Here is a 20,364-nt window from a genome sequence, read left to right as displayed (position 1 = left end):
TTTGTTATTATTTAATCAACGACTTATTCAACAACACTACGGTATGAAAGAAGCAATCGCTGATGTACGTGCCACACTGCGTGCGAAAAAAAATGGGCAAATTGATGCACCAGAACGCACAGTAGTTAATGTGGCTGAGTACAATGCCTCTGCACTTTACATGCCTTGCTTAAATCTTGCAAGCCAAATGGCGGCAATGAAGGTAGTTTCGATTTTCCCGACAAATGCCAAAAAAAACCTACCTACTACGCAAGGCGCTATGCTATTAACTAATATGAAAAATGGTCAACACATTGCACTTATGAATGCCTCGTACTTAACGCGCTTACGTACAGGCGCGCAATCTGCTATCGCAACCGAGCGCTTTGCGAAAAAGGATGCTGATACACTTGCCGTTATTGGCACAGGTGGCATGGCATTTGAACAAGTGCTAGGCATTAATGAAGTACGTCAGTTAACAACGATTTATTTATACAACCGCACTAAAGATAAAGCTTTTACTTTTAAACAAAAACTTGCTGATTTTGGTGTAACCGCTGAAATCATTGTGGTAGATAGCGCTGCTGAAGCCGCAAAGCACGCTCAAATTATTAACTGTGCTACACGCTCAACTGAAAGTGTTATTTTAAAAAGCGAAGTACAGCCAGGCACACATATTAATGGCGTTGGCTCTTACTTACCAGAGATGCGCGAGATTGATACTGCGCTTATTACAGCTGATAATCAAATTATCGTTGATGATGTGGAAGGCTTTAAACATGAAGCTGGTGAATTTATCGCAGCAGTAAATGATGGAACATGGGCATTTGACCAAATCTTTGCTTCACTAGAGGACGTGGTCACGGACGAAACAATTGTGCGTCGTGACGATGAGGTTATTACTATTTTCAAATCCGTTGGTGCTTCTTATTATGACCTTGCTGTAGCAGAGGGTACGTACCGCGAAGTAAAACCTTACGGCGAAACCATTACTATTGAATAATAAAAACAGCGTGGACGCATAACGTCCACGCTGTTTTTATTGTTAGCCCAGTGCTACATCTAGCACCATCATTAATGTAAAACCAATAATTAATGACAATGAAGCTAAATCTTTATTGCCGTTTTCGTGTGAGCTTGGGATAACTTCCTCAGCTACAACGAAAATCATAGCGCCTGCCGCAAAGCTTAACGCAAAAGGCAACAGTGGTTGCATTACAGTTACCGCAAGTACACCAATGACTGCCGCAATAGGCTCAACAATACCTGATAGTTGCCCATACATAAAGCTTCGGCTACGTGACATGCCCTCTCGTCGAAGCGGCATCGCAACTGCTGTACCCTCAGGAAAGTTTTGAATACCAATACCAATCGCAAGCGTTACTGCCGCTGCTAATGAAGCGGACGGGAATCCCGCAGCTACAGCACCAAAAGCAACACCTACCGCTAAACCTTCAGGAATATTATGTAGCGTAATGGCTAGCACTAGTAACGTACTACGACGTCGACGCTCAGGATGAATCCCCTCAGCTTCTTTCATTTTCATATTAGGATGCAAATGGGGAATGAGCTTATCAATACTCCATAAAAATAATGCGCCCCCTACAAAACCAAGCGCTACTGAAAACCACGCGGGCATTGTTTTGCCCTCAGACATCTCAAGCGCAGGTGATAGCAGAGACCAAAAACTTGCGGCTATCATTACACCACCCGCAAAACCTAACATACCATCCATTAATTTTTGATTCATTGTTTTGGTTGTAAATACTAACGCTGCACCGAGCGCCGTCATCCCCCACGTAAATAACGTAGCGACTAACGCCTGCATAACAGGACTAAGCGTTGCAAAAAATGCTACCATCTTCCATCACTTCCTCATATCGTTTAACTACCCAAGCGCTTAGCAAATTTAAACTTCCATTCGTCAGCTAGCGCGGGGATTGTTAACATATGTGCCATCGCTTGTTGATCGTTAGTAAAATAAATTTGGTTGCACTTTACTATAGTTAGTTGACCTTCGCCTTTTGTTTGTAGCGTAATACGATCATCAGCACGCACCACACCCTCTTGCAATACACGTGCTAAATAGCCCGTGTAACCCGTTTGCACAAGACGTTTCATCAGCGAGCTTGCTGACGTATACTTATCAATCGTGCTGCATGGCACACGTCCCTGTGTAATTTCAATCACTGCCTCGCCCACTGTATACACATCACCAATACAAACATCTTGTTCTAGCATGCCACGCACGGTGAGATTTTCACCAAAGGCACTTTTAGGTAGCGGCTTGCCAAACTCTTTTTCCCACTTTTCGTAATGCTCGATAGGATACAAGCAAACAGCACGGTCTGGGCCACCGTGATGCTTTTTGTCTGCTACATCATCATGCATAAAGCCTTGTTTAGTCAGCAATACCTCAGCCACCTCTGATTTTTTAATGCCTGTCACTAGCGTGCGATTTTCATCGTAGCGCATCTCCTTTGGCATACCCACAGCAAGCGTTACAATCTCTGCCATCTTACATCCCCCCTATTTCTCTTTTATCATACTAAAGGAATGTTTAAGAAGGAATATATTTTAACAAAATAAAAAGCCCTTCTTGATTTCTCAAGAAGAGCCTAAGTTTATATTATTCCCACTCGATGATTATTAAAATTCAGATGAAAATGCCTTGGTAATTCGAGATGGATTAAGACATGAAGATATACAGACAAAATTAGGAACGCAGGGACACTTATATCCTAATATAAACCGTGAATTTGCTAATAGAAAGATGATTCCAAATCAATAAGTAAAAAGAAATATATACCCTTCCAAAATTAGTCATAAAACATTATAATGAATAAATAACGTGTGGTTAGATTTTTAACTTGTGCTTCGCAAGTTTTGACAAAAATGGTAGGGAGATTTGTTCCTTATTCATCATATAATTGTACCGTATGGTGCCGATTCCTATAGAACGTAATGAGTAACCACACGTTCTTTTTTTTGAGGAGGAATTGAAAAGTTGAATACTTTTGAAAATATAACTACATTAGATGACCTTTCTAGAACTTTAAGAATTCAAAAAAAAAAATTAACATATATTTTATATGTTAGAAGAATTGAAAATTCGTATACATATTTCACCATACCTAAAAAAAGTGGCGGTGAAAGAACGATTAATAGCCCTTCTACTGACTTAAAAGAAATCCAAAAAAGTATTGATAGACTTTTAAGGAAACAGCAAATAATATTTTGGGAAGAAAATAATATTAAACCAAATATCTCTCATGCTTTTAACAAAAAGAAAAGTATTATGACTAACGCAAAGGTACATAAGAATAAACGCTATGTTTTTAATATAGATTTAGAAGACTTTTTCGATAGTTTTCATTTTGGACGAGTTCGTGGGTTTTTTGAGAAAAATAAAAATTTTTTATTCCCTCAGAATATAGCTACAATTTTAGCTCAACTTACTTGTTATAATGGTTCTTTACCTCAAGGTGCGCCTACTTCTCCAATAATAACTAATTTAATTTGCAACGTCTTAGATATGAAGTTATTAAAAATAGCTAAAAAATTCAAACTAGATTATACAAGATATGCAGATGATTTAACTTTCTCTACTAACAATACAAATTTCTTAGAAAACTTTGAGGAATTCAAAGATCGAGTAGAAGCTGTAATTAAATACTCTGGTTTTAAGATTAATGAAAAGAAAACTCGTTTACAATATAAAGATTCTAGACAAGTTGTAACTGGATTAGTCGTAAATAAAAAGATAAATATTAATAGAGATTTTTATAAAGAAACTCGCTCCATGGCTAATACATTGTATAAACATGGCGAGTTTAAAATAAATGGAGAACAAGCTACCCTAAATCAACTTGAAGGTAGATTCGCATTTATAAATCAAATTGATAGGTTCAATAATGATATATACATAAAAAACAATACTGTTAAACCAAAACTTTGTGATTTAAATGGAAAAGAAAAACAATATCAAATGTTTTTATTCTACAAATATTTTTTCGGTAATAACAAGCCTTGTATCATTACTGAAGGTAAGACAGATAGTATTTATATAAAATCAGCTTTAAAGAAATTATATAATCTTTATCCAACTTTAATTAAAAAGAACCAAGATGGATCATACAATTTTAAAGTTTCATTTTTACGTAGAACTAAACGTTTAAGATATTTTTTTGATTTCCCACTAGATGGGGCCGACTCTATGAAGAAACTTTATAATTTTTATTGTAATACAAATAATGATAGTTTCCCTTTTTACGCAGAGAAATTTAAAGAATTAAACGTAGTTCCTAAAAATCCTGTTATTTTTATTTTAGATAATGAATTGGAAAATAACTCTAAACCTATTTCCAAACTTATAAAAGCCACTAAACTGGAAAGTGATAAACAAAAATTAGCTTTTTTTAAATCTAAATACTATGCTAACATTAGTTCTAATCTTTATCTTTCTACTCATCAATTAGTAAAAGAAAAAAAAGAATGTGAAATAGAAGATTTATTTGATGTTAATACACTTGAAACTATAATAAATAACAAAACTTTTGAACGTAATTCTACAAAATATAAGGACCAAAATAATTATGGGAAAGCAGTTTTTGCAAATTACGTATCTAAAAATTATAAAAAAATTGATTTTAATAATTTCAAACCATTACTTGATGCAATTAATGAAATTGTAAGTAACTATACTACAACTTAAGTTTGTTATTTGCGAATTGTTTGCAACAATATAAAAAAAGAGCCTAGAACCCTTTTAAATAAGGATTCTAGGCTTTCTTTTTATTATTCCCACTCGATTGTTGCTGGTGGCTTAGATGTGATGTCATAGACGATACGGTTAACGTGTGGTACTTCGTTAACGATACGACGAGAGATTACTTCTAGCACTTCCCAAGGGATACGTGCCCAGTCAGAAGTCATGCCGTCGATTGATGTTACAGCACGGATACCTACTGTGTGATCGTATGTGCGTTGGTCGCCCATTACACCTACTGATTGGATGTTAGGTAGTACTGTGAAGTATTGCCAGATGTCACGCTCTAAACCGTGGTTAGCGATTTCTTCACGTAGGATAGCGTCTGATTCGCGTACGATTTCAAGCTTTTCGTCTGTGATTTCGCCAAGTACACGGATACCAAGACCAGGACCTGGGAATGGTTGACGCCATACGATGTGGTCTGGCATACCCATTTCTGTACCTAGTGCGCGTACTTCGTCTTTAAATAACGCAGCAAGTGGCTCGATTAACTCAAACTCCATATCTTCTGGAAGACCGCCTACGTTATGGTGAGATTTGATTGTTTGCGCTGTCGCTGTACCTGACTCGATAATGTCAGTGTAAAGTGTACCTTGTGCTAAATAATCAATACCTTGTAATTTTGATGCTTCGTCATCAAATACGTAAATAAATTCGTTACCGATGATTTTACGTTTTTTCTCTGGGTCAGAAACGCCCGCTAATTTATCTAAGAAACGATGTTGTGCGTCTACTTTGATAATGTTTAAGTTAAAGCCATCTGATAATGTTTCCATTACTTGATCCGCTTCGCCTTTACGTAATAAACCGTGGTCAACGAAAATACATGTTAATTGGTCGCCGATTGCTTTGTGGATAAGTACAGCTACAACTGAAGAGTCTACGCCGCCTGATAATGCACAAAGTACGTTTTTGTTGCCAACTGTTTCACGGATTTTAGCGATTTCGATGTCAATAAAGTTTTGCATTGACCAGTCGCCTTTAGCACCACAAATCTCAAATACGAAGTTACGTAATAAATCGTTACCATGTACAGAGTGTTGTACTTCTGGGTGGAATTGTACAGCGTACATTTTACGTTCCTCATTTACCATACCTGCAATTTTGCAAGATGGGCTTGTTACGTTTACTGTAAAGCCTTCTGGTGCTGCCGTTACGTGGTCACCGTGGCTCATCCATACTACTTGGTTTGTTGGTAGGTCGCCAAATAGCGTGCTATCTGCTGTAAGGCTAATGTCTGCTTTACCGTATTCACGTTTGTCAGAGCTTTCTACTTTACCGCCAAATTGGTGCGCCATTAATTGCATGCCGTAGCAAATACCTAAAATAGGTAAGCCTAAGTCAAAGATTGCAGGATCAATATGGAATGCTTCTTCGCCATAAACTGAGTTAGGGCCACCAGAGAAAATAATACCTGTTGCATTCATAGCTTTGATTTCTTCTGCTGTTGTTGTGTGTGCGTGTAATTCACTAAATACGCCGAACTCACGGATACGACGCGTAATTAATTGATTGTATTGACTACCGAAATCAAGTACAACGATTTTTTCTTGTTCTGTAATAATCGAACTGTTTGACACGTTTTCCACCTCTTTATAATTGTTAGGTTGCTTATTACGAAAAGACGCGCCGAAAAGATTCGTACGCGTCCATCATAGGCAAAAAAGCAGCTTGCTCTCTTGCCGTCATAGAGAAGTTATTTACGGTAACTTCGTAGAAACATCTAGGCCATATCCCCAAACTTATATGAAAGCATATATTTGTTTAATTCTACTCTAAATAAGTGTGTAAAATCAACCAGTTGTGCGATTGATTAAATATTCCCAACTTTCGTGCAACTGCTCGTAATTTGCTGATTGCCCACTCTCACTATACACGAGCTGCTCGTAAATTTCAGTAAGCTCTTGCATTTTTGTTGTTGCATAGGCTTCGTCGATGCGTTTTGCATATTGCTTGAGTGTTTCACCTGTGCGACGGTCGTAACCAAAACGTGCAAACTGTGCAACTAAAACGGTATAGGTTGTCATAAAGTTTTCACGATTGCGTGCTTTGTTTTTAAACTTACGCACATAATAGCCTGGCAACCACTGCTTACGTAATATCACCATCGCAAGGACAGTTAAACAAATGACAATCAGAAGTACATAATACAGCCAAGTGTTTTGTTGTAACCATGTGCTAATTTTTGACCACACGCTTGGTTTTTTCGTAACATCTTCAGCTGATGTTGTTTGTTCTTCTTCTACTGGTTGCTCTTCAACTTCTGGCTCAGTCACTTCTGGCTCTGGCTCATCAACTGTATAATCAATCGTATCCACACCACTAAAGCCGATGGTTGGCTCAAATGGCATCCAACCAATACCTGGGATGTATGCCTCTACCCATGAGTGCGCCTCGTTATTTGTTACTTCATACTGCATCGCATCATTTAATGTACCTGGCGCAAAGCCCTTCGTCCAGCGCGCTGGAATGCCAACAGAGCGCAGCATTACAACCATTGCTGTCGAAAAGTTATCACAGTAACCTCGTTTCGTTTCGAATAAAAATTGATCTACATAATCTTGCCCTTCTTTGGGCATCTCGATATTTTTTTTATCATACACAAATTGATTGTGTTTAAAATAATCTTCGATAGCTTGTGCCTTCGCTAGCACATACTCCTCGTCCTTCGTAACCTCTTGTGCGAGCTCCGTAATACGCTGTGGTAATAGCGCAGGTAACTGCAAGAAGCGGTCAAACTCAGATGGTAACACCTCTAGTGCAAGCTCTGTCGTTTGCGGAATGTCCTGATAGATAAACTGCACCGGGCTATAAGTTGACTGGTAACTCGTTAATGGTTTTTCAGGTGTGATTTTTTCGGTCCCTTGATCAATAGTCATTGCGCTTGCGGCTGCATCAATGGCTACTGTGGCATAAGGCTGTACAATAAAGCCTGCCTTTTTAGCAACTTCTGCATTATGAATGACAGTAGTTGCGATGTCCTCGCTATGCTCAAAGCTACTGTCAATCGGCTCACCGCTCGTGTAAGGTAATGTGTTTTGCTCGCTTACCTGTTGTACCCAACCTTTTGTTGTGTAGGTATCTTTTGTTTCGATACGCCAATACTGTGCACTTGGTGCTTCAGCTGTAAAAACTAGCGTATCATCATCCGCTACACTGCCACCTAGCTTTGTATCATCATTACTATAGCCAACGCGGCGATCACTGCTACTTGTACCATCACTGCCTGTAATAAAGGCTACAGGGTCAGCCCATGATGGACCTGACTTTGGTAAAAACACACCAATGCCAATGACACCAATTACGAGCATGACAAATGGTAAATAAAGACGTAGGCGATAGCCTAAGGTTAACTGATCTTGAGTTGTTGTTTCGAGGCGTTTAATAAACATAGCGCCTATTAATAACAAGCCAATAAACATTACGATAATAATCGACTGTTCACCATCATACTCTGTAAATGTATCTAGTGTGGCAATGAAAAATACAGTCATCGCAAAGAAGTAAAAAATATTATAGCCCATCGTTACCCATTGCTGTACCAAATACACCAACATCCAAATGAGTATAAATAAAAGTAAAGTACGAAATACGTTAGAAACTTGCCCAAGCTCTAAATGAAAAATAGCACTTACATTAATGCGCCACTCTGTCGCAAAAAATTGCAAAGCATCCATCGAAAGTAGGGACAGGTTGTCGGTATACACGTAAAAAATAAATACTATAATATAGCTGATTTGTAGGATTGCCGCAATGAACCACGGCATCTTCACTAAACAAAGTAGTAGTGCCATGCCAACAAACCCTAAAATATATTCGGTATAGCCCGTATTTGTTAGCTCGACAACAGGTATTAACCACTCTCGTAATAAGAAGAACAGCAAAATATAAATAAATAGTTGAGGGACAAAGCGCTTCATCATTTACGTGTCACCTCCTGCAATACTTTGCGGTAGTTGCCCGCTGTCACTTGTTGTACTTGAACGTTTGGCGCAAGGCGCTGTGTTTTATTATGGCCAAGTACAAAGCAAATCACGCGGCAATTGTAATGAGCAAAAATAGCGACATCCTCATCCGTAAGCTCAGCCGTTACAAAGAGCATCGAAGCAAAGCCACGTGTATTGAGTGCGCGCAAATTACTAGCATCAGCTGTAGGCTTAACATTTGCTAGCTTGTGCATCACGTCATCAAAATGATTTTTGTGGTGCAGATGTAAAACTTGTTGCAAAGCATCTGTTGCTGCATAAGCAAGCTCACCTTGCACCTCAAAAAATGTGCGGGCTAATGAGCCTGTTAACTCTACAACATCTTCAAACTGCGCTTGGTGACGCGTATCAATTACCACACTAACCACCTCTGATTGGCGCTCTTCAAACTCCTTCGTACGCAATTGTTGTGACTTAGCAAAGGACTTCCAGTGAATCCATGATAAACGATCGCCCTGCTCATAATCACGCACACCTACAGCAATTGTAGAGTCGCTTGTGCTACTGCGCGATGTGGTAGCCGCGCCCACTTCAAATACCGCTTGGATGGGTACATACGTAATAGGGTGAAGCTTAGGGTACACAATAATTGATTTAGTACTATCATCTGTCGCCTTTAGCTTACCTAAACCAAAGAAATCGGTGCCGTAAAAATCTGCGCCCACAAAACGGTACTCCCCACGCGGCAAATTTTTTAGCTCATATGTCCAAATAAAATTACGGCTAAAACTACCTATTTTAATAATAGGCGAAGTATTATGTCTAAAATGTTGTAGGTTAGGCTGGTTCACATGTTCTTCAAGCGTTGCATACGCAATAGGAAAGACCGTTTTACGTCGTACATGGACGCTCACCTCAACATCCTCGCCACGTGTAATATGCGTGGGTGTGATAGTACGATGCACAAAAACAATTTTTTCGCGCCATACTAACATTACAAGCGCGTACAATAAAAACGGTGTTACCGTAAAGAAAATAAACCAGCTAACAAAGCCCCCTTGAAACATAGCAAAGCAAAAGACAATAATCTGCAGGATAATAACCTGCAGTAGCTTGCCCATCTTCATCGCGATGCAAAGCCTTTAGCCGGCACAGGTACATTCATTATCATGCGCTCAATGATTTCTTCGGGTGCAATTTCGTCGTAGCGGGCTTCGGGCTGTAAAATAATACGGTGAGCAAATACAAATGGCGCAAGGTACTGCACATCATCAGGCAACACAAAATCACGTCCTTGAATAAAAGCATACGCTTTTGCGGCGCGCATTAAAGCAATTGAAGCACGCGGCGAAACACCTAAATAAATATAGGAATTGCTACGTGTCGCACTTGCTAGCTGTACGATGTACTCTCGCACTGTAGCATCTACAAATATGCTCTCTGCTTGTTGCTGTAAGCTGCGTAACTCTGCTAAAGACATTACAGCCTCTAACTCATGGATTGGTGTGCCTTCTTGTACACGGCTTAAAATTTCGTACTCCTCCGTCACTGTTGGGTAACCCATTTTTAATTTTAAAAGAAAGCGGTCAAGCTGTGCTTCAGGCAAAGGGTATGTACCCTCGTACTCAATTGGGTTTTGCGTTGCCATTACAAAGAATGGCTTCTCAAGTGCCATGGTTTCGCCGTCTACTGTAATTGAGGCTTCTTCCATTGCTTCTAACAATGCAGATTGTGTTTTAGGCGATGTACGGTTAATTTCATCAGCTAACACAATATTGCCCATTAACGGACCTTTGCGGTATTCAAACTGCATCGTTTGAGGATTATAAATCGAAACACCCATCACATCGGATGGTAGTAGGTCTGGTGTAAATTGAATACGTTTAAAGCTTGCACTAATTGATTTAGCAAGTGAGCGCACCATCATCGTTTTACCAACACCAGGTACGTCTTCAAGCAACACATGTCCGTTAGCGAGTAATGCAACAACGCTTAACGTGGCAACATCTTTTTTACCAATCATGACACGCTCAATATTGGTAATGATTTTTTGTACTTCTTCATTCATACTTGTAGCCTCCTGCTCTTAAACTTCTCTTTAGCATAACGAAAACGACCTCACGTGACAACAAAGGACGTGAGGGTAAAATACCAAGTCACGTCCTTTGTTCGATTTTCGCAAGCCATAATTGCTCAAGGTCTTGCGCATTATTTTGTTGTAGTACCGTTGTCATCTCGCCTGTTGCTAGTACTTCGCCGTGATGTAAAATCAATACATCATCTGCTAAACTCTCCGCAAAATTAAGTAAATGTGTCGAAAATAATACGGTGCACCCTTTGGCGCGTTCCTCTGCCATCATTTTTTTTAGCTCAGCAATCCAGTAAGGATCTAACCCGTTTGTTGGCTCATCCAAAATAATAAGCTTGCCCTCACCAAGTAAACTTTGTGCTAAGTTAAGACGTTGTCGCATACCCTTAGAGTATTGTTGCACACGTTGTTTACGCACATCCCACAAACCAACACGTTCAAGTACGCGACGTTGCTCTTCTTTGCTTACTTTTTTTAATGCTGCAAGCAGCTGCAAAATTTCTTCTGCTGTAAGTGTAGCAGGAAAATCTACGTCATCAGGCATATAGCGTACCTCGCGTGAGTGATGCCAAATTAGCTCACCACTTGTTGGCTTATCCTGTGCAGTTAATAAACGAATGAGCGTACTCTTACCTGCACCATTACCACCTGCTAATGCCATAATCGTACCCTCTCGCAAGGTAAAACTTGCTTGCTTGAGACCACGTCCATTTTTATATACATTTGCGATTTTTCTTGCTTCGACAATCATGCTTCCTTCCCCTTTCGTGCTACTACAAATCTTGCAAGCACTAATGGCACACTAATCCACAGCGCTGTGACTAATGTATAGGTGAGTTTGCCTGCTAGCGTTTGATAGAAGCTAATTAAATCAAAATAAGAAGGTCCTAGCACGCTTGCTTGCTCTGCAAATAATAAATAACCAAAACGTAGCCACTCCACAGGATTTAGGTGGATAACTACTACTGTAATTTTTTGTAGCATGTGACCTGCAATAACTGTGCCTAGTGCCATTAAGCCATACGAAATCAATAATAAAAAGATAGACCAAACAACTAGTGCCAATGCTAACGCATAGAGACGCGTTTTTGCTAGCACACCAATCACAATAGACAGCGAAGCAAAAATTAAAATGCTTAGTAAGGTAATACCAATAAATACAGGCGGCAAACTAACGCCACCTAAAAACCCACCCAGCAATAACACAACACTAAACGCTACTGCCACAATTAATAAAAAGGCTAGCACAGTTGCGATAAACTTCCCTATGACATAGTGTCGCATTGTTAAGGGATACGTTTTTAACAGAGAGAGCCAGCGTGATTCAATATCGCTCGCCACACTCATACTGCCAATTGTTAAAATAAATAACGGCAATAAAAATAATAGTAAATTTAAAAAGGAAGCTGTTTGGCGTGAAAAACCTTGTGCATCAGGCAATGCCATTTGCTGAATTACAACAATAGTAGTAAAAACAAATGTAAATAATAGCCCCACCATTTGCATCCAGCGGCTTCTTAGCATTTGCTTCCACTCTAATTTAATAAACATCATTGATGAATGCCCCATTTAAAATCTTGTAAGTCATCAAACTTCATTAGTTTGCCGTAGCCTGCGTCTGCTTGGTAAGCTTCTGCATCTGTCGCATCCTTAAATACAAGTACGCCGTAGTTCATTGGCGTCCAAAATTCTTTGTCATACAAATACGTTGCGTCAAAAACATTAATCCACTCATCCGTTTTTGCATCTTTAATAAAAGCCGCTCCTACATCCGCTTCATCTTGGTCATCACGCGCGAGCTTTTCGACAAGGCAACCAATATCATCAAATACTTCATAGTCACCATTTTTTTCGATGATTTGTCCCGCAAACTCTTGATGTGCTACGGTCATCTGGCAAATTTGACAAATATCTGTTTCCTCATTTAATGCATGTGGCTCATAGTTTTTTTCGCCACAGCCTACTAATGCGAGCATTGCCGCCGCAAGTAAAATTTTCTTCATCGTTTAACGCCCCTTCTCCATAGTAATACTGTACCTAAAAATAATAAGCCACCTAGTGTAGTCTGTTTATAATTAACGGCTTCCTTAGTAAAAGTAGCAGCCACTAACTTAGGTCGCTCATCTACTAATACATCTTGTGCTACAGCAGTTTGGTTATCAAGCTTGGTTAATAACTCCACACTCGGCGAAGCCACAAAATATTGATAGGCTGGCTGGCGTACCATCCACTGCCCAAAACTTGAGTATGCCGTATAAGGTGTGTCACCGTAGCCATCACCATCCGCATCAATACCTGTATAATCGTCATAATAATTAGCATGTAAGGCTATGCCTTGCTTGTCCGAACGCGCTGTTAAAATATTACCTGTAAATGTATTAGCCATAACTAAACTTGTATCATCAATACGGGTTGCTTCAAGCGCTGTTTGATTGACTACAAATTGATTGCCCTCTACCCGCACGGTATCACATTTTTGTAGCACGAGACCTAAACGATTTTCTGTAATTTCGTTACCTTCTAGCCGTGCATTTTTTACATCATAAAATAAAATACCGCTGCCGTTCATATCATTGTGATAGCGTGTGTGGTTCCCGCGCCCAATAAAGCCGTCTACCATCATAACCATTAAACCTGTCACATTATGCTCATACGTATTATTTTCTACGACACCATCATCACTATACATAAAGTGTGTACCATAACGGCTATGTGTCACAGTATTATCCTTAACAGTAATACCCTTTACTTCTTCGATATAAATCCCGTCTTGCACCTTAGTGATGGCATTGTCATGTACATGTAAATTTTCACTTTGAAACAGTGCCAATCCATTACCCTTTTTAGCATAATGTGCGTCTGTTCCCTCTATTGTATTATGCGCAAGCTCAATAGTAGTAGCGCGATGCAATTGAATGCCAATGAGCATCCCTGTAGCTGTAATGTTTTTAATCACTGCATCTTGCACATCTTTAACAACAATCGCTCGCTGTTGAGCCGTTACACTAATACCATCCACAACTACATCATGCGTCTGCTCAATCGTTAATGCGGGCTTCATCCCCTCACCACGAAGCGTTGCGTCTTTACCAATTAGGGTGAGTGGCTTTGTAATAACAAAGTTTCCCGTATGCTCGCCTGTTACTTCTATTGTTGCTCCAGCTTTAGCTTCGTCAATTTGTTGCTGTAAGTTTGCAGAGGCAGGCATCATAAAAGCGAGCCACATCCCCACACTCAGTATCAGTCGTTTCACTTTATCACCTCGCTAAACGCCGAAAAGACTAGAGATAATATCTCTAGTCTAGTCGCTTATTATTAATGTTTGTGTTCGCCGTGGTCTTCTTCTTCACCGTGCATATCGTGATCATGACCTTCGTGCTCGCCGTGCATATCATGCTCGCCTTCGCCTTCTTCAGCCATCTTCGCTTTTTTCTTTTCAAAGCGCTCTTTTGCTTCAGCTTGTACTGCTGCTAGTTCAATCACTTCTGTACCTTCATTATCAGCTAAATATTTATCTGCATCTGCTTTATCCGCAAATGAAATATAGCCCCAGTTCATTGGTGATTTTAGCTCTGTTTTTACAAGCGTCGCATCATCAACTTGTACCCACTCTTTTGTATTGAAGTCACGAACAAACTTTGTATTTTGCTCTTCAAATTTCAGTTCAGCATTTAAAAGACAACCAATGTCATCGTAAAATGCGTTTGTGCCGTCCTCTTTAATCGCTTGCGCTGAGAACATACCCATTTCGTGGTCTTTAACGTAGACCTTCATATTACATACTTCACATACTGTATCTTCTGTTGGCTCTTCTAGCTTAGCCATAATATCTTCTGTTTCTGTTGCTTCTGGTTTTTCTACTTCAGCTGTTGCAGGCTCTTCTACTTTTTCTGGCTCATCGGCCTTTTCGTTTTTGTCGTCTGCGCCACAAGCTGCTAAACCTAGTGCTGCGACCATCATTACTGATAACCCTAACTTTTTCATTTTCTTACTTCCCCCAGTTCGTTTTCTTTTCTATACTTCATACTTTAGCACCCAACTGTGAAGTAAGTTCGAAATAACTGTGAGGTATTTGAAAAATATGCACTTTTTCTTCACATTTTGAGCAAATTAGTTGACTTATTTACGCCAAAAATCATCAAACACGGTAATTGGCAAATGACGCTTATGCGCTGAACGTAAAAAATGCCCTTCAATTTTTGCTTGAGCTTCTGTACTTACTCCTTTGCCCTCTAAATAATCATCAAGTGCTTCATAGCTTACGCCTAATGATTCTTCGTCTGGCTGCGCTGGCTTTTCTTCTTCTAAATCTGCGGTGGGTGTTTTTTCGTATAAATGCGGTGGGCAATCAAGTGCTTGCAATAGTTGCTTGCCTTGACGCTTAGTTAAACGCCAAATGGGCATTAAATCTGCCGCGCCATCACCAAATTTTGTGAAGAAACCTGTAACAGCTTCTGCCGCATGGTCACTACCTAGCACGACTGCACTCTTTGTTGCCGCAATCGAAAACTGTACTTTCATGCGCTCGCGAGCCTTTTCATTTCCCTTAGTAAAATCACTAATCGTAATCCCAGCTGTCTGTAGACTTTGCACACTCGCATCTACAGCAGGTTTAATATTAACTGTGTAGGTCACACTCGGCTTAATAAATGCGAGCGCATCATTGCAATCCGCTTCGTCAAACTGCACACCATAAGGTAGGCGTACTGCATAAAAATTATAATGCTGTTCGCCAACTTCTGCATTTAGCTCGTCAACAGCTAGCTGTGCTAGCTTACCAACGAGCGTTGAGTCCTGCCCGCCTGATATTCCTAGCACAAAGCCCTTCACAAATGAATAGGTTTTGGCATAGTCTTTTAAAAAATCAATCGAACGGCGAATTTCGTCTTGTGCATTAATAGAAGGAACTACTTTTAGCTCCTCAATAATTTGTTGCTGTAATGTCATTATAACGCCTCCAATCGCTCAACCATTTCTCTTACGTCTGCAATGTTTTTCATTTTATTGTCCCAACATTTTTGACTTAAATCGACAGGGTACTCCTCAGGATTTAGTGAACGTTTATACTCATCCCACAGTAAATCTAAATTGCTCTTTGCGTAATCACGGATTGCCATGAGTGCCGGTAGCTCGTACGTAACTTCTCCTGCTGTAATCGCTTGTGTATGCAAATTACGTGCCTCAAAGTTCGTTACAAATTTTGAAATAAACGTATGCACAGGGTGGAACATTTTAATGCGCTCCTCTGCCTGTGGATTTTCGTCAGCCATTGTAATGTAGTCGCCCTCTGCTTTACCGTTTTCTTTGTCAATAATGCGGTATAATTTCTTTTCACCAGGGGTAGTGACTTTTTCAGCATTAGCCGAAATTTTCATTGTGTCACACATGACACCGTTTTCGTCTTCAATGGCTACCATTTTATATACAGCACCAAGCGCTGGTTGATCATAGGCAGTAATTAATTTTGTACCAATGCCCCACATATCGACACGCGCTCCTTGTGCTTTTAAATTTAAAATCGTATATTCGTCTAAATCATTAGAGACAACAATCTTAGCATTAGGGAAGCCCGCCTCATCTAACATACGTCGCGCTTCTTTTGACAAGAAGGCTATGTCACCACTGTCTAAACGAATACCAACGAAGTTAATTTTATCACCAAGTTCTTTTGCTACTTTAATTGCTGTTGGTACGCCTGACTTTAATGTGTTGTACGTATCCACTAAAAATACGCAGTCCTTGTGGCGCTTAGCATAAGAATGAAACGCGTCATAATCGTTTTTATACGCCTGCACTAATGCATGTGCATGCGTTCCTGCTACAGGGATATTAAATAATTTACCTGCACGTACATTACTCGTTGCCTCAAAGCCTCCAATAACAGCGGCACGTGTACCCCAAATTGCTGCGTCCATCTCCTGGGCGCGTCGTGTGCCAAACTCCATCGCTGTTTCGTTAGGTATAATTTGCTTAATACGGCTCGCCTTTGTAGCAATTAATGTTTGGTAGTTGACGATATTTAATAATGCTGTTTCGATTAATTGTGCCTCTACAAGTGGCGCTTCAATACGTACAATTGGTTCGTTAGCAAATACGAGTTCTCCCTCTACCATTGAGTACATATCTCCTGTAAAACGAATATCCTTTAAATAGTTAAGGAAGTCTTCTTTATAGCCAACTTCATCACGTAAGTAGGCGATATCTGATTCACTAAATGAAAAATCTTTTAAGTAAGAAAGCATACGCTCTAATCCCGCAAATACGGCATAGCCATTACCAAAAGGTAGCTTGCGGAAATACAACTCAAATACAGCTTTACGATCATGCATGTTGTCAGCCCAATACGCCTCAGCCATGTTAATTTGGTATAAGTCAGTGTGTAACGCTAAGCTATCATCTGCATAATTGGTTCTCATAAAAACCCCTTCTTCCCATTTTGATAGTCATAGTATACACTATTTTGTCATTATTCTTTCCCTGAAGACTTGAGGTGTGTTTTACGCTATACTATTTTTAGGTACAAAATACTATTTTAAAGGATGACAAGCCATTGAAGAAATACGAAATCGAAATTGCTGGGCTAACGCGGTTATTGCCCCTTGTTGATATTGGCGACCATCTAGCTATCGCTAATTTCAGCTTGCTTGGCGACGCCGAAATTACTACAGCCGCGGCACAACAACTTGCAGGCATGTTACCATCTGTCGATTATTTAGTAACAGCTGATGCTAAGGGCATCCCGCTTGCGCACGAATTATCACGCTGTCTTTTTAAACCTACATATATTGTGGCACGCCAAACTAAAAAGGCGTATATGCAAAACCCTGTAACCCTCTCTACTGGCACTTTAACTTTAGATGGTTGCGATGCAACTCTACTTAAAGGTAAACGCGTCGCTTTAATTGATGATGTCATTTCAACGGGTAGCTCATTAGCTGCGCTTGAACAGTTAGTGACGCAAGTTGGCGCTACCGTTATTGCACGAGCAGCTGTGCTTGCAGAGGGCTATGCAGCAACACGCGAGGATATTATTTATTTAGAAAAACTCCCGGTATTTGATACACTATAGCTAGAGACGTCTAAGGGCGTCTTTTTATGCGAAAAGGAGTTTTTTTATATGACCCTACAGCTTCAAGATGTATGCTTTAGTGTGCACAATAAAAATATTTTACAGCATATTTCAGGGCGCTTCATTAAGGGTAAAATCACTACACTTGTCGGCCCATCTGGCGCAGGCAAAACAACCTTACTCAAATTATGTAACGGTTTAATTAGCCCAACTGCTGGTACTATTATGCTTAACAATAAGGCACTAACAGCTATCGAGCCTACAGTACTGCGCCGCGAGGTTGGTATGGCGCTACAAGCAGCACCTATGATTACAGGTACTGTTTTTGATAACTTGCAACTTCCACGCAAACTTGCAGGACAACAACTCACAAAAGACGAAGCTATCGCTTCCCTAGCCTCAGTCGGGCTCAGCGCAAATTTACTTGACCAACAAGCAGATGAGCTATCAGGTGGTCAACGTCAACGCGTGTCTATCGCGCGTACACTCATTAATAAATCCAGCGTATTATTACTTGATGAGATTACGTCTGCACTCGACCGCATAGCTGTTGCCGAAATTGAAGAACTTATTGTTGAACTTAATAAAAAATATGGTGTCACTATCATTTGGATTACACATAATCTACAGCAGGCAATTTCTTTAAGTCACGAGGTATGGGTAATGATTGACGGTGAGTTAGTTCAAACGGGCGCGCCTACTATTTTAACTACACCTACTAATGAACGGGTGCGTCAATTTGTAGAGGGAGGGCTAGCATGAGTTATTTTTCCTTATCGCTCACCTTATTTTTTATTTTAATTCCACTTGCACTATCTAAAACACTCAATCTTGGTTTAGAGCGTGACGTTATTATCGCTACCGTGCGCTCCGTTATACAGTTAATTGCAGTCGGCTATATTTTGACGTTTGTTTTTGACGGGGACCACCCTGCCTATATGCTGTTAATGATTGTTATTATGATTACTACGGCTACACTCAATGCGCGTAAAAAAGGCAAACATATTAAAGGCATCACTTGGAAGCTAGTCGCCACTATCACTACTGTCGAACTAGTCACGCAAGGTATTTTACTTGGGTTTAAAATTATTCCGGCTACAGCGCAGTATATCATCCCAATTAGTGGCATGATGATTGGTAATGCTATGGTACTGTCGATTTTATTTTTAAATCGTTTTGATGCAGAAATTAAAGCTCATAAGGATGAGGTCGAATTAATCTTGTCTCTTGGTGGTACGCCTAAACAAGCTATACACCATCAACTAATGAATGCTATTAAGGCAAGTATGATCCCCACCATTGAAAGCCAAAAAACTATTGGGCTCGTACAACTTCCTGGTATGATGAGTGGGCAAATTATTGGTGGTGCTGACCCTATGCAGGCGGTACAATTTCAAATCTTAATTATTTTTGCATTGTTAACCAATGCTACCATTTCCAGTTTAATGCTAGGCTTTTTGAGCTATCCCGCATTATTTAATGAACGAAAACAACTTCTCAACCTATGATATACTTAACAAAATAAAGTAGAGGTGGACATAACAATGGTTTTACGTGACGTAACAAAGCAACTCGCATATAGTGATACGTTTACTAATGGTGTGCAAGCAATTGCACCAAAGCTTGGCTTTAAGCCATATATCGGTGGTACAACACACGCTGAGATTATCGAAACATGTAAGGTGCTACAAGCTTCAGGTCAACGCATTGCAATTGATTACATTGGCAACGCAATTATTGATGCTGCTGATGTAACAGCCGAAAAAAACAATGTGCGTTTATTAATGCAACAATTACACGCTGAGGGATTAAGCGCTGTCTTTACGCTTCAACCTGAGCAATTTGGTTTATTACTAGATGTAGACGAGTGCTACAACATGCTTTATGAATTAGCCGAAGTTGCACGTACATATGAGCACTTCATTACCTTACAAACTGCTGAGTATGCCCATGTGCAAACAATTATTAGCATGACGCAACAACTGCAAGAGAGCTTCGACCATATTTCGACTGTAGTGCAAGCTCATTTTTACCGTGCTCAAGAGGATGTCGAAACGTTTCGGGATGCTGCACTTACCTTAACAAAAAAAGTTTGCAATGAATCAGAGGCTGTTGCCTTCCAAGATAAAATGGATATTGATTTAAACATGATTGAATTAATTGAGCAACGCTTCCAAACAGGTAGCTATACTGTTATTGCTACGCATGATAAAAATATCATCGCCTTTGCAAAACGCCGTGCTGCAGAGTACAATTTGCCACAAACATCATATGAGTTTCAATTTCATATTGGGCAAGACGTAGCCTTACAAGAGTCACTTGTGCAAGAAGGCTATAACGTACGTACTTATTTCCCTGCTGGTGCACACTGGCACACGCATTTTACAACGCACGTTGCGAATCGCCCACAAAATATGAAATATGTATCAGACAAAGTATTTACTAAAAAAACAAATACCGTACTCGCTCTACTCGCAAGTGTATGGTTACTACGTAAATTATTAAAACGCAAAAAATAAGAGGCTTCGGG

19 protein-coding genes and 1 riboswitch are annotated in these 20,364 nt (G+C 39.9%); of the genes, 6 read left to right on the top strand and 13 right to left on the bottom strand.

All coding sequences use genetic code 11. The annotated features are described in order from the left end of the window. Nucleotide 1 precedes the first annotated feature (1 nt). Nucleotides 2–982, top strand: coding sequence for an ornithine cyclodeaminase family protein (locus tag CH76_RS03480; protein ID WP_036143005.1), 981 nt, complete (start codon nt 2–4; stop codon nt 980–982). Nucleotides 983–1,024: 42 nt separating this feature from the next. Here the strand turns inward: CH76_RS03480 and CH76_RS03475 are convergent, their stop codons facing one another. Next, on the bottom strand, nt 1,025–1,840 hold the full coding sequence (locus CH76_RS03475) for a ZIP family metal transporter (protein WP_036143003.1): 816 nt from the start codon (nt 1,838–1,840) through the stop codon (nt 1,025–1,027). 23 nt (nt 1,841–1,863) lie between these two features. Next, nucleotides 1,864–2,496 carry an MOSC domain-containing protein gene (locus CH76_RS03470; protein WP_036143000.1) on the bottom strand — a complete coding sequence of 211 codons (633 nt, stop codon included), beginning with the start codon at nt 2,494–2,496 and terminating at the stop codon, nt 1,864–1,866. 490 nt (nt 2,497–2,986) lie between these two features. On the opposite strand from CH76_RS03470, the gene CH76_RS03465 reads away from it, so the two are divergent. Continuing rightward, a complete protein-coding gene (locus tag CH76_RS03465) occupies nt 2,987–4,693 on the top strand; it encodes a retron Ec67 family RNA-directed DNA polymerase/endonuclease (RefSeq protein ID WP_036142998.1) in 1,707 nt (568 codons plus the stop codon). Between the two features lie 83 nt (nt 4,694–4,776). Here CH76_RS03465 and guaA read toward each other — a convergent pair whose 3' ends face one another. The 11 genes from guaA to CH76_RS03410 all read right to left on the bottom strand — a co-directional run bounded on the left by guaA (nt 4,777) and on the right by CH76_RS03410 (nt 17,181). Continuing rightward, nucleotides 4,777–6,330: a glutamine-hydrolyzing GMP synthase gene (gene guaA / locus CH76_RS03460; protein WP_036142995.1), complete on the bottom strand. Its 1,554-nt coding sequence runs from the start codon at nt 6,328–6,330 to the stop codon at nt 4,777–4,779. A gap of 88 nt (nt 6,331–6,418) precedes the next feature. Then, nucleotides 6,419–6,520: riboswitch (purine riboswitch) on the bottom strand. A 23-nt stretch (nt 6,521–6,543) separates the two neighbouring features. Beyond that, complete coding sequence (locus tag CH76_RS03455) at nt 6,544–8,673, bottom strand: DUF3488 and DUF4129 domain-containing transglutaminase family protein (protein WP_051910205.1); 2,130 nt, start codon at nt 8,671–8,673, stop codon at nt 6,544–6,546. Beyond that, complete coding sequence (locus CH76_RS03450) at nt 8,670–9,803, bottom strand: DUF58 domain-containing protein (protein ID WP_051910203.1); 1,134 nt, start codon at nt 9,801–9,803, stop codon at nt 8,670–8,672. Before CH76_RS03450 ends, CH76_RS03455 begins: the two co-directional genes overlap by 4 nt. Further along, the gene (locus CH76_RS03445) at nt 9,800–10,744 is read right to left on the bottom strand and encodes a MoxR family ATPase (RefSeq protein ID WP_036142992.1); all 945 of its coding nucleotides are present in this window, start codon (nt 10,742–10,744) and stop codon (nt 9,800–9,802) included. Before CH76_RS03445 ends, CH76_RS03450 begins: the two co-directional genes overlap by 4 nt. Nucleotides 10,745–10,832: 88 nt before the next feature. Next, entirely contained in the window at nt 10,833–11,516 is a 684-nt protein-coding gene (locus CH76_RS03440; protein ID WP_051910201.1) for an ABC transporter ATP-binding protein, read from the bottom strand. Beyond that, nucleotides 11,513–12,319 carry an ABC transporter permease gene (locus CH76_RS03435; protein WP_235190342.1) on the bottom strand — a complete coding sequence of 269 codons (807 nt, stop codon included), beginning with the start codon at nt 12,317–12,319 and terminating at the stop codon, nt 11,513–11,515. The genes CH76_RS03440 and CH76_RS03435 overlap by 4 nt, the downstream gene beginning before the upstream one ends. Beyond that, nucleotides 12,316–12,768 (bottom strand): nitrous oxide reductase accessory protein NosL, encoded by a 453-nt coding sequence (locus tag CH76_RS03430; protein WP_036142988.1) that lies wholly within the window; start codon nt 12,766–12,768, stop codon nt 12,316–12,318. Before CH76_RS03430 ends, CH76_RS03435 begins: the two co-directional genes overlap by 4 nt. Then, nucleotides 12,765–14,018 carry a nitrous oxide reductase family maturation protein NosD gene (locus CH76_RS03425; RefSeq protein ID WP_152553282.1) on the bottom strand — a complete coding sequence of 418 codons (1,254 nt, stop codon included), beginning with the start codon at nt 14,016–14,018 and terminating at the stop codon, nt 12,765–12,767. Before CH76_RS03425 ends, CH76_RS03430 begins: the two co-directional genes overlap by 4 nt. A 62-nt stretch (nt 14,019–14,080) precedes the next feature. Then, a complete protein-coding gene (locus CH76_RS03420; RefSeq protein ID WP_036142982.1) occupies nt 14,081–14,749 on the bottom strand; it encodes a nitrous oxide reductase accessory protein NosL in 669 nt (222 codons plus the stop codon). Between the two features lie 135 nt (nt 14,750–14,884). Next, entirely contained in the window at nt 14,885–15,712 is an 828-nt protein-coding gene (gene nadE / locus CH76_RS03415; RefSeq protein ID WP_036142979.1) for an ammonia-dependent NAD(+) synthetase, read from the bottom strand. Continuing rightward, nucleotides 15,712–17,181: a nicotinate phosphoribosyltransferase gene (locus tag CH76_RS03410; RefSeq protein WP_036142977.1), complete on the bottom strand. Its 1,470-nt coding sequence runs from the start codon at nt 17,179–17,181 to the stop codon at nt 15,712–15,714. The genes nadE and CH76_RS03410 overlap by 1 nt, the downstream gene beginning before the upstream one ends. Nucleotides 17,182–17,315: 134 nt before the next feature. Between CH76_RS03410 and CH76_RS03405 the strand changes: the two genes are divergently transcribed. The 4 genes from CH76_RS03405 to CH76_RS03390 are packed head-to-tail and all read left to right on the top strand — an operon-like array spanning nt 17,316 to nt 20,353. Then, nucleotides 17,316–17,834, top strand: coding sequence for a phosphoribosyltransferase family protein (locus CH76_RS03405; protein WP_036142974.1), 519 nt, complete (start codon nt 17,316–17,318; stop codon nt 17,832–17,834). A 48-nt stretch (nt 17,835–17,882) separates the two neighbouring features. After that, nucleotides 17,883–18,596 (top strand): ATP-binding cassette domain-containing protein, encoded by a 714-nt coding sequence (locus CH76_RS03400; RefSeq protein WP_036142972.1) that lies wholly within the window; start codon nt 17,883–17,885, stop codon nt 18,594–18,596. Next, nucleotides 18,593–19,342, top strand: a complete 750-nt coding sequence (gene fetB, locus CH76_RS03395; protein ID WP_036142969.1) for an iron export ABC transporter permease subunit FetB — start codon at nt 18,593–18,595, stop codon at nt 19,340–19,342. The genes CH76_RS03400 and fetB overlap by 4 nt, the downstream gene beginning before the upstream one ends. Before the next feature lie 36 nt (nt 19,343–19,378). Next, nucleotides 19,379–20,353, top strand: a complete 975-nt coding sequence (locus CH76_RS03390) for a proline dehydrogenase family protein (protein ID WP_036142966.1) — start codon at nt 19,379–19,381, stop codon at nt 20,351–20,353. Nucleotides 20,354–20,364 lie beyond the last annotated feature (11 nt).

This window comes from Lysinibacillus sp. BF-4, assembly GCF_000743635.1.
Lineage (GTDB): Bacteria > Bacillota > Bacilli > Bacillales_A > Planococcaceae > Metalysinibacillus > Metalysinibacillus saudimassiliensis.
This window is presented reverse-complemented; position numbering and strand designations above follow the sequence as displayed.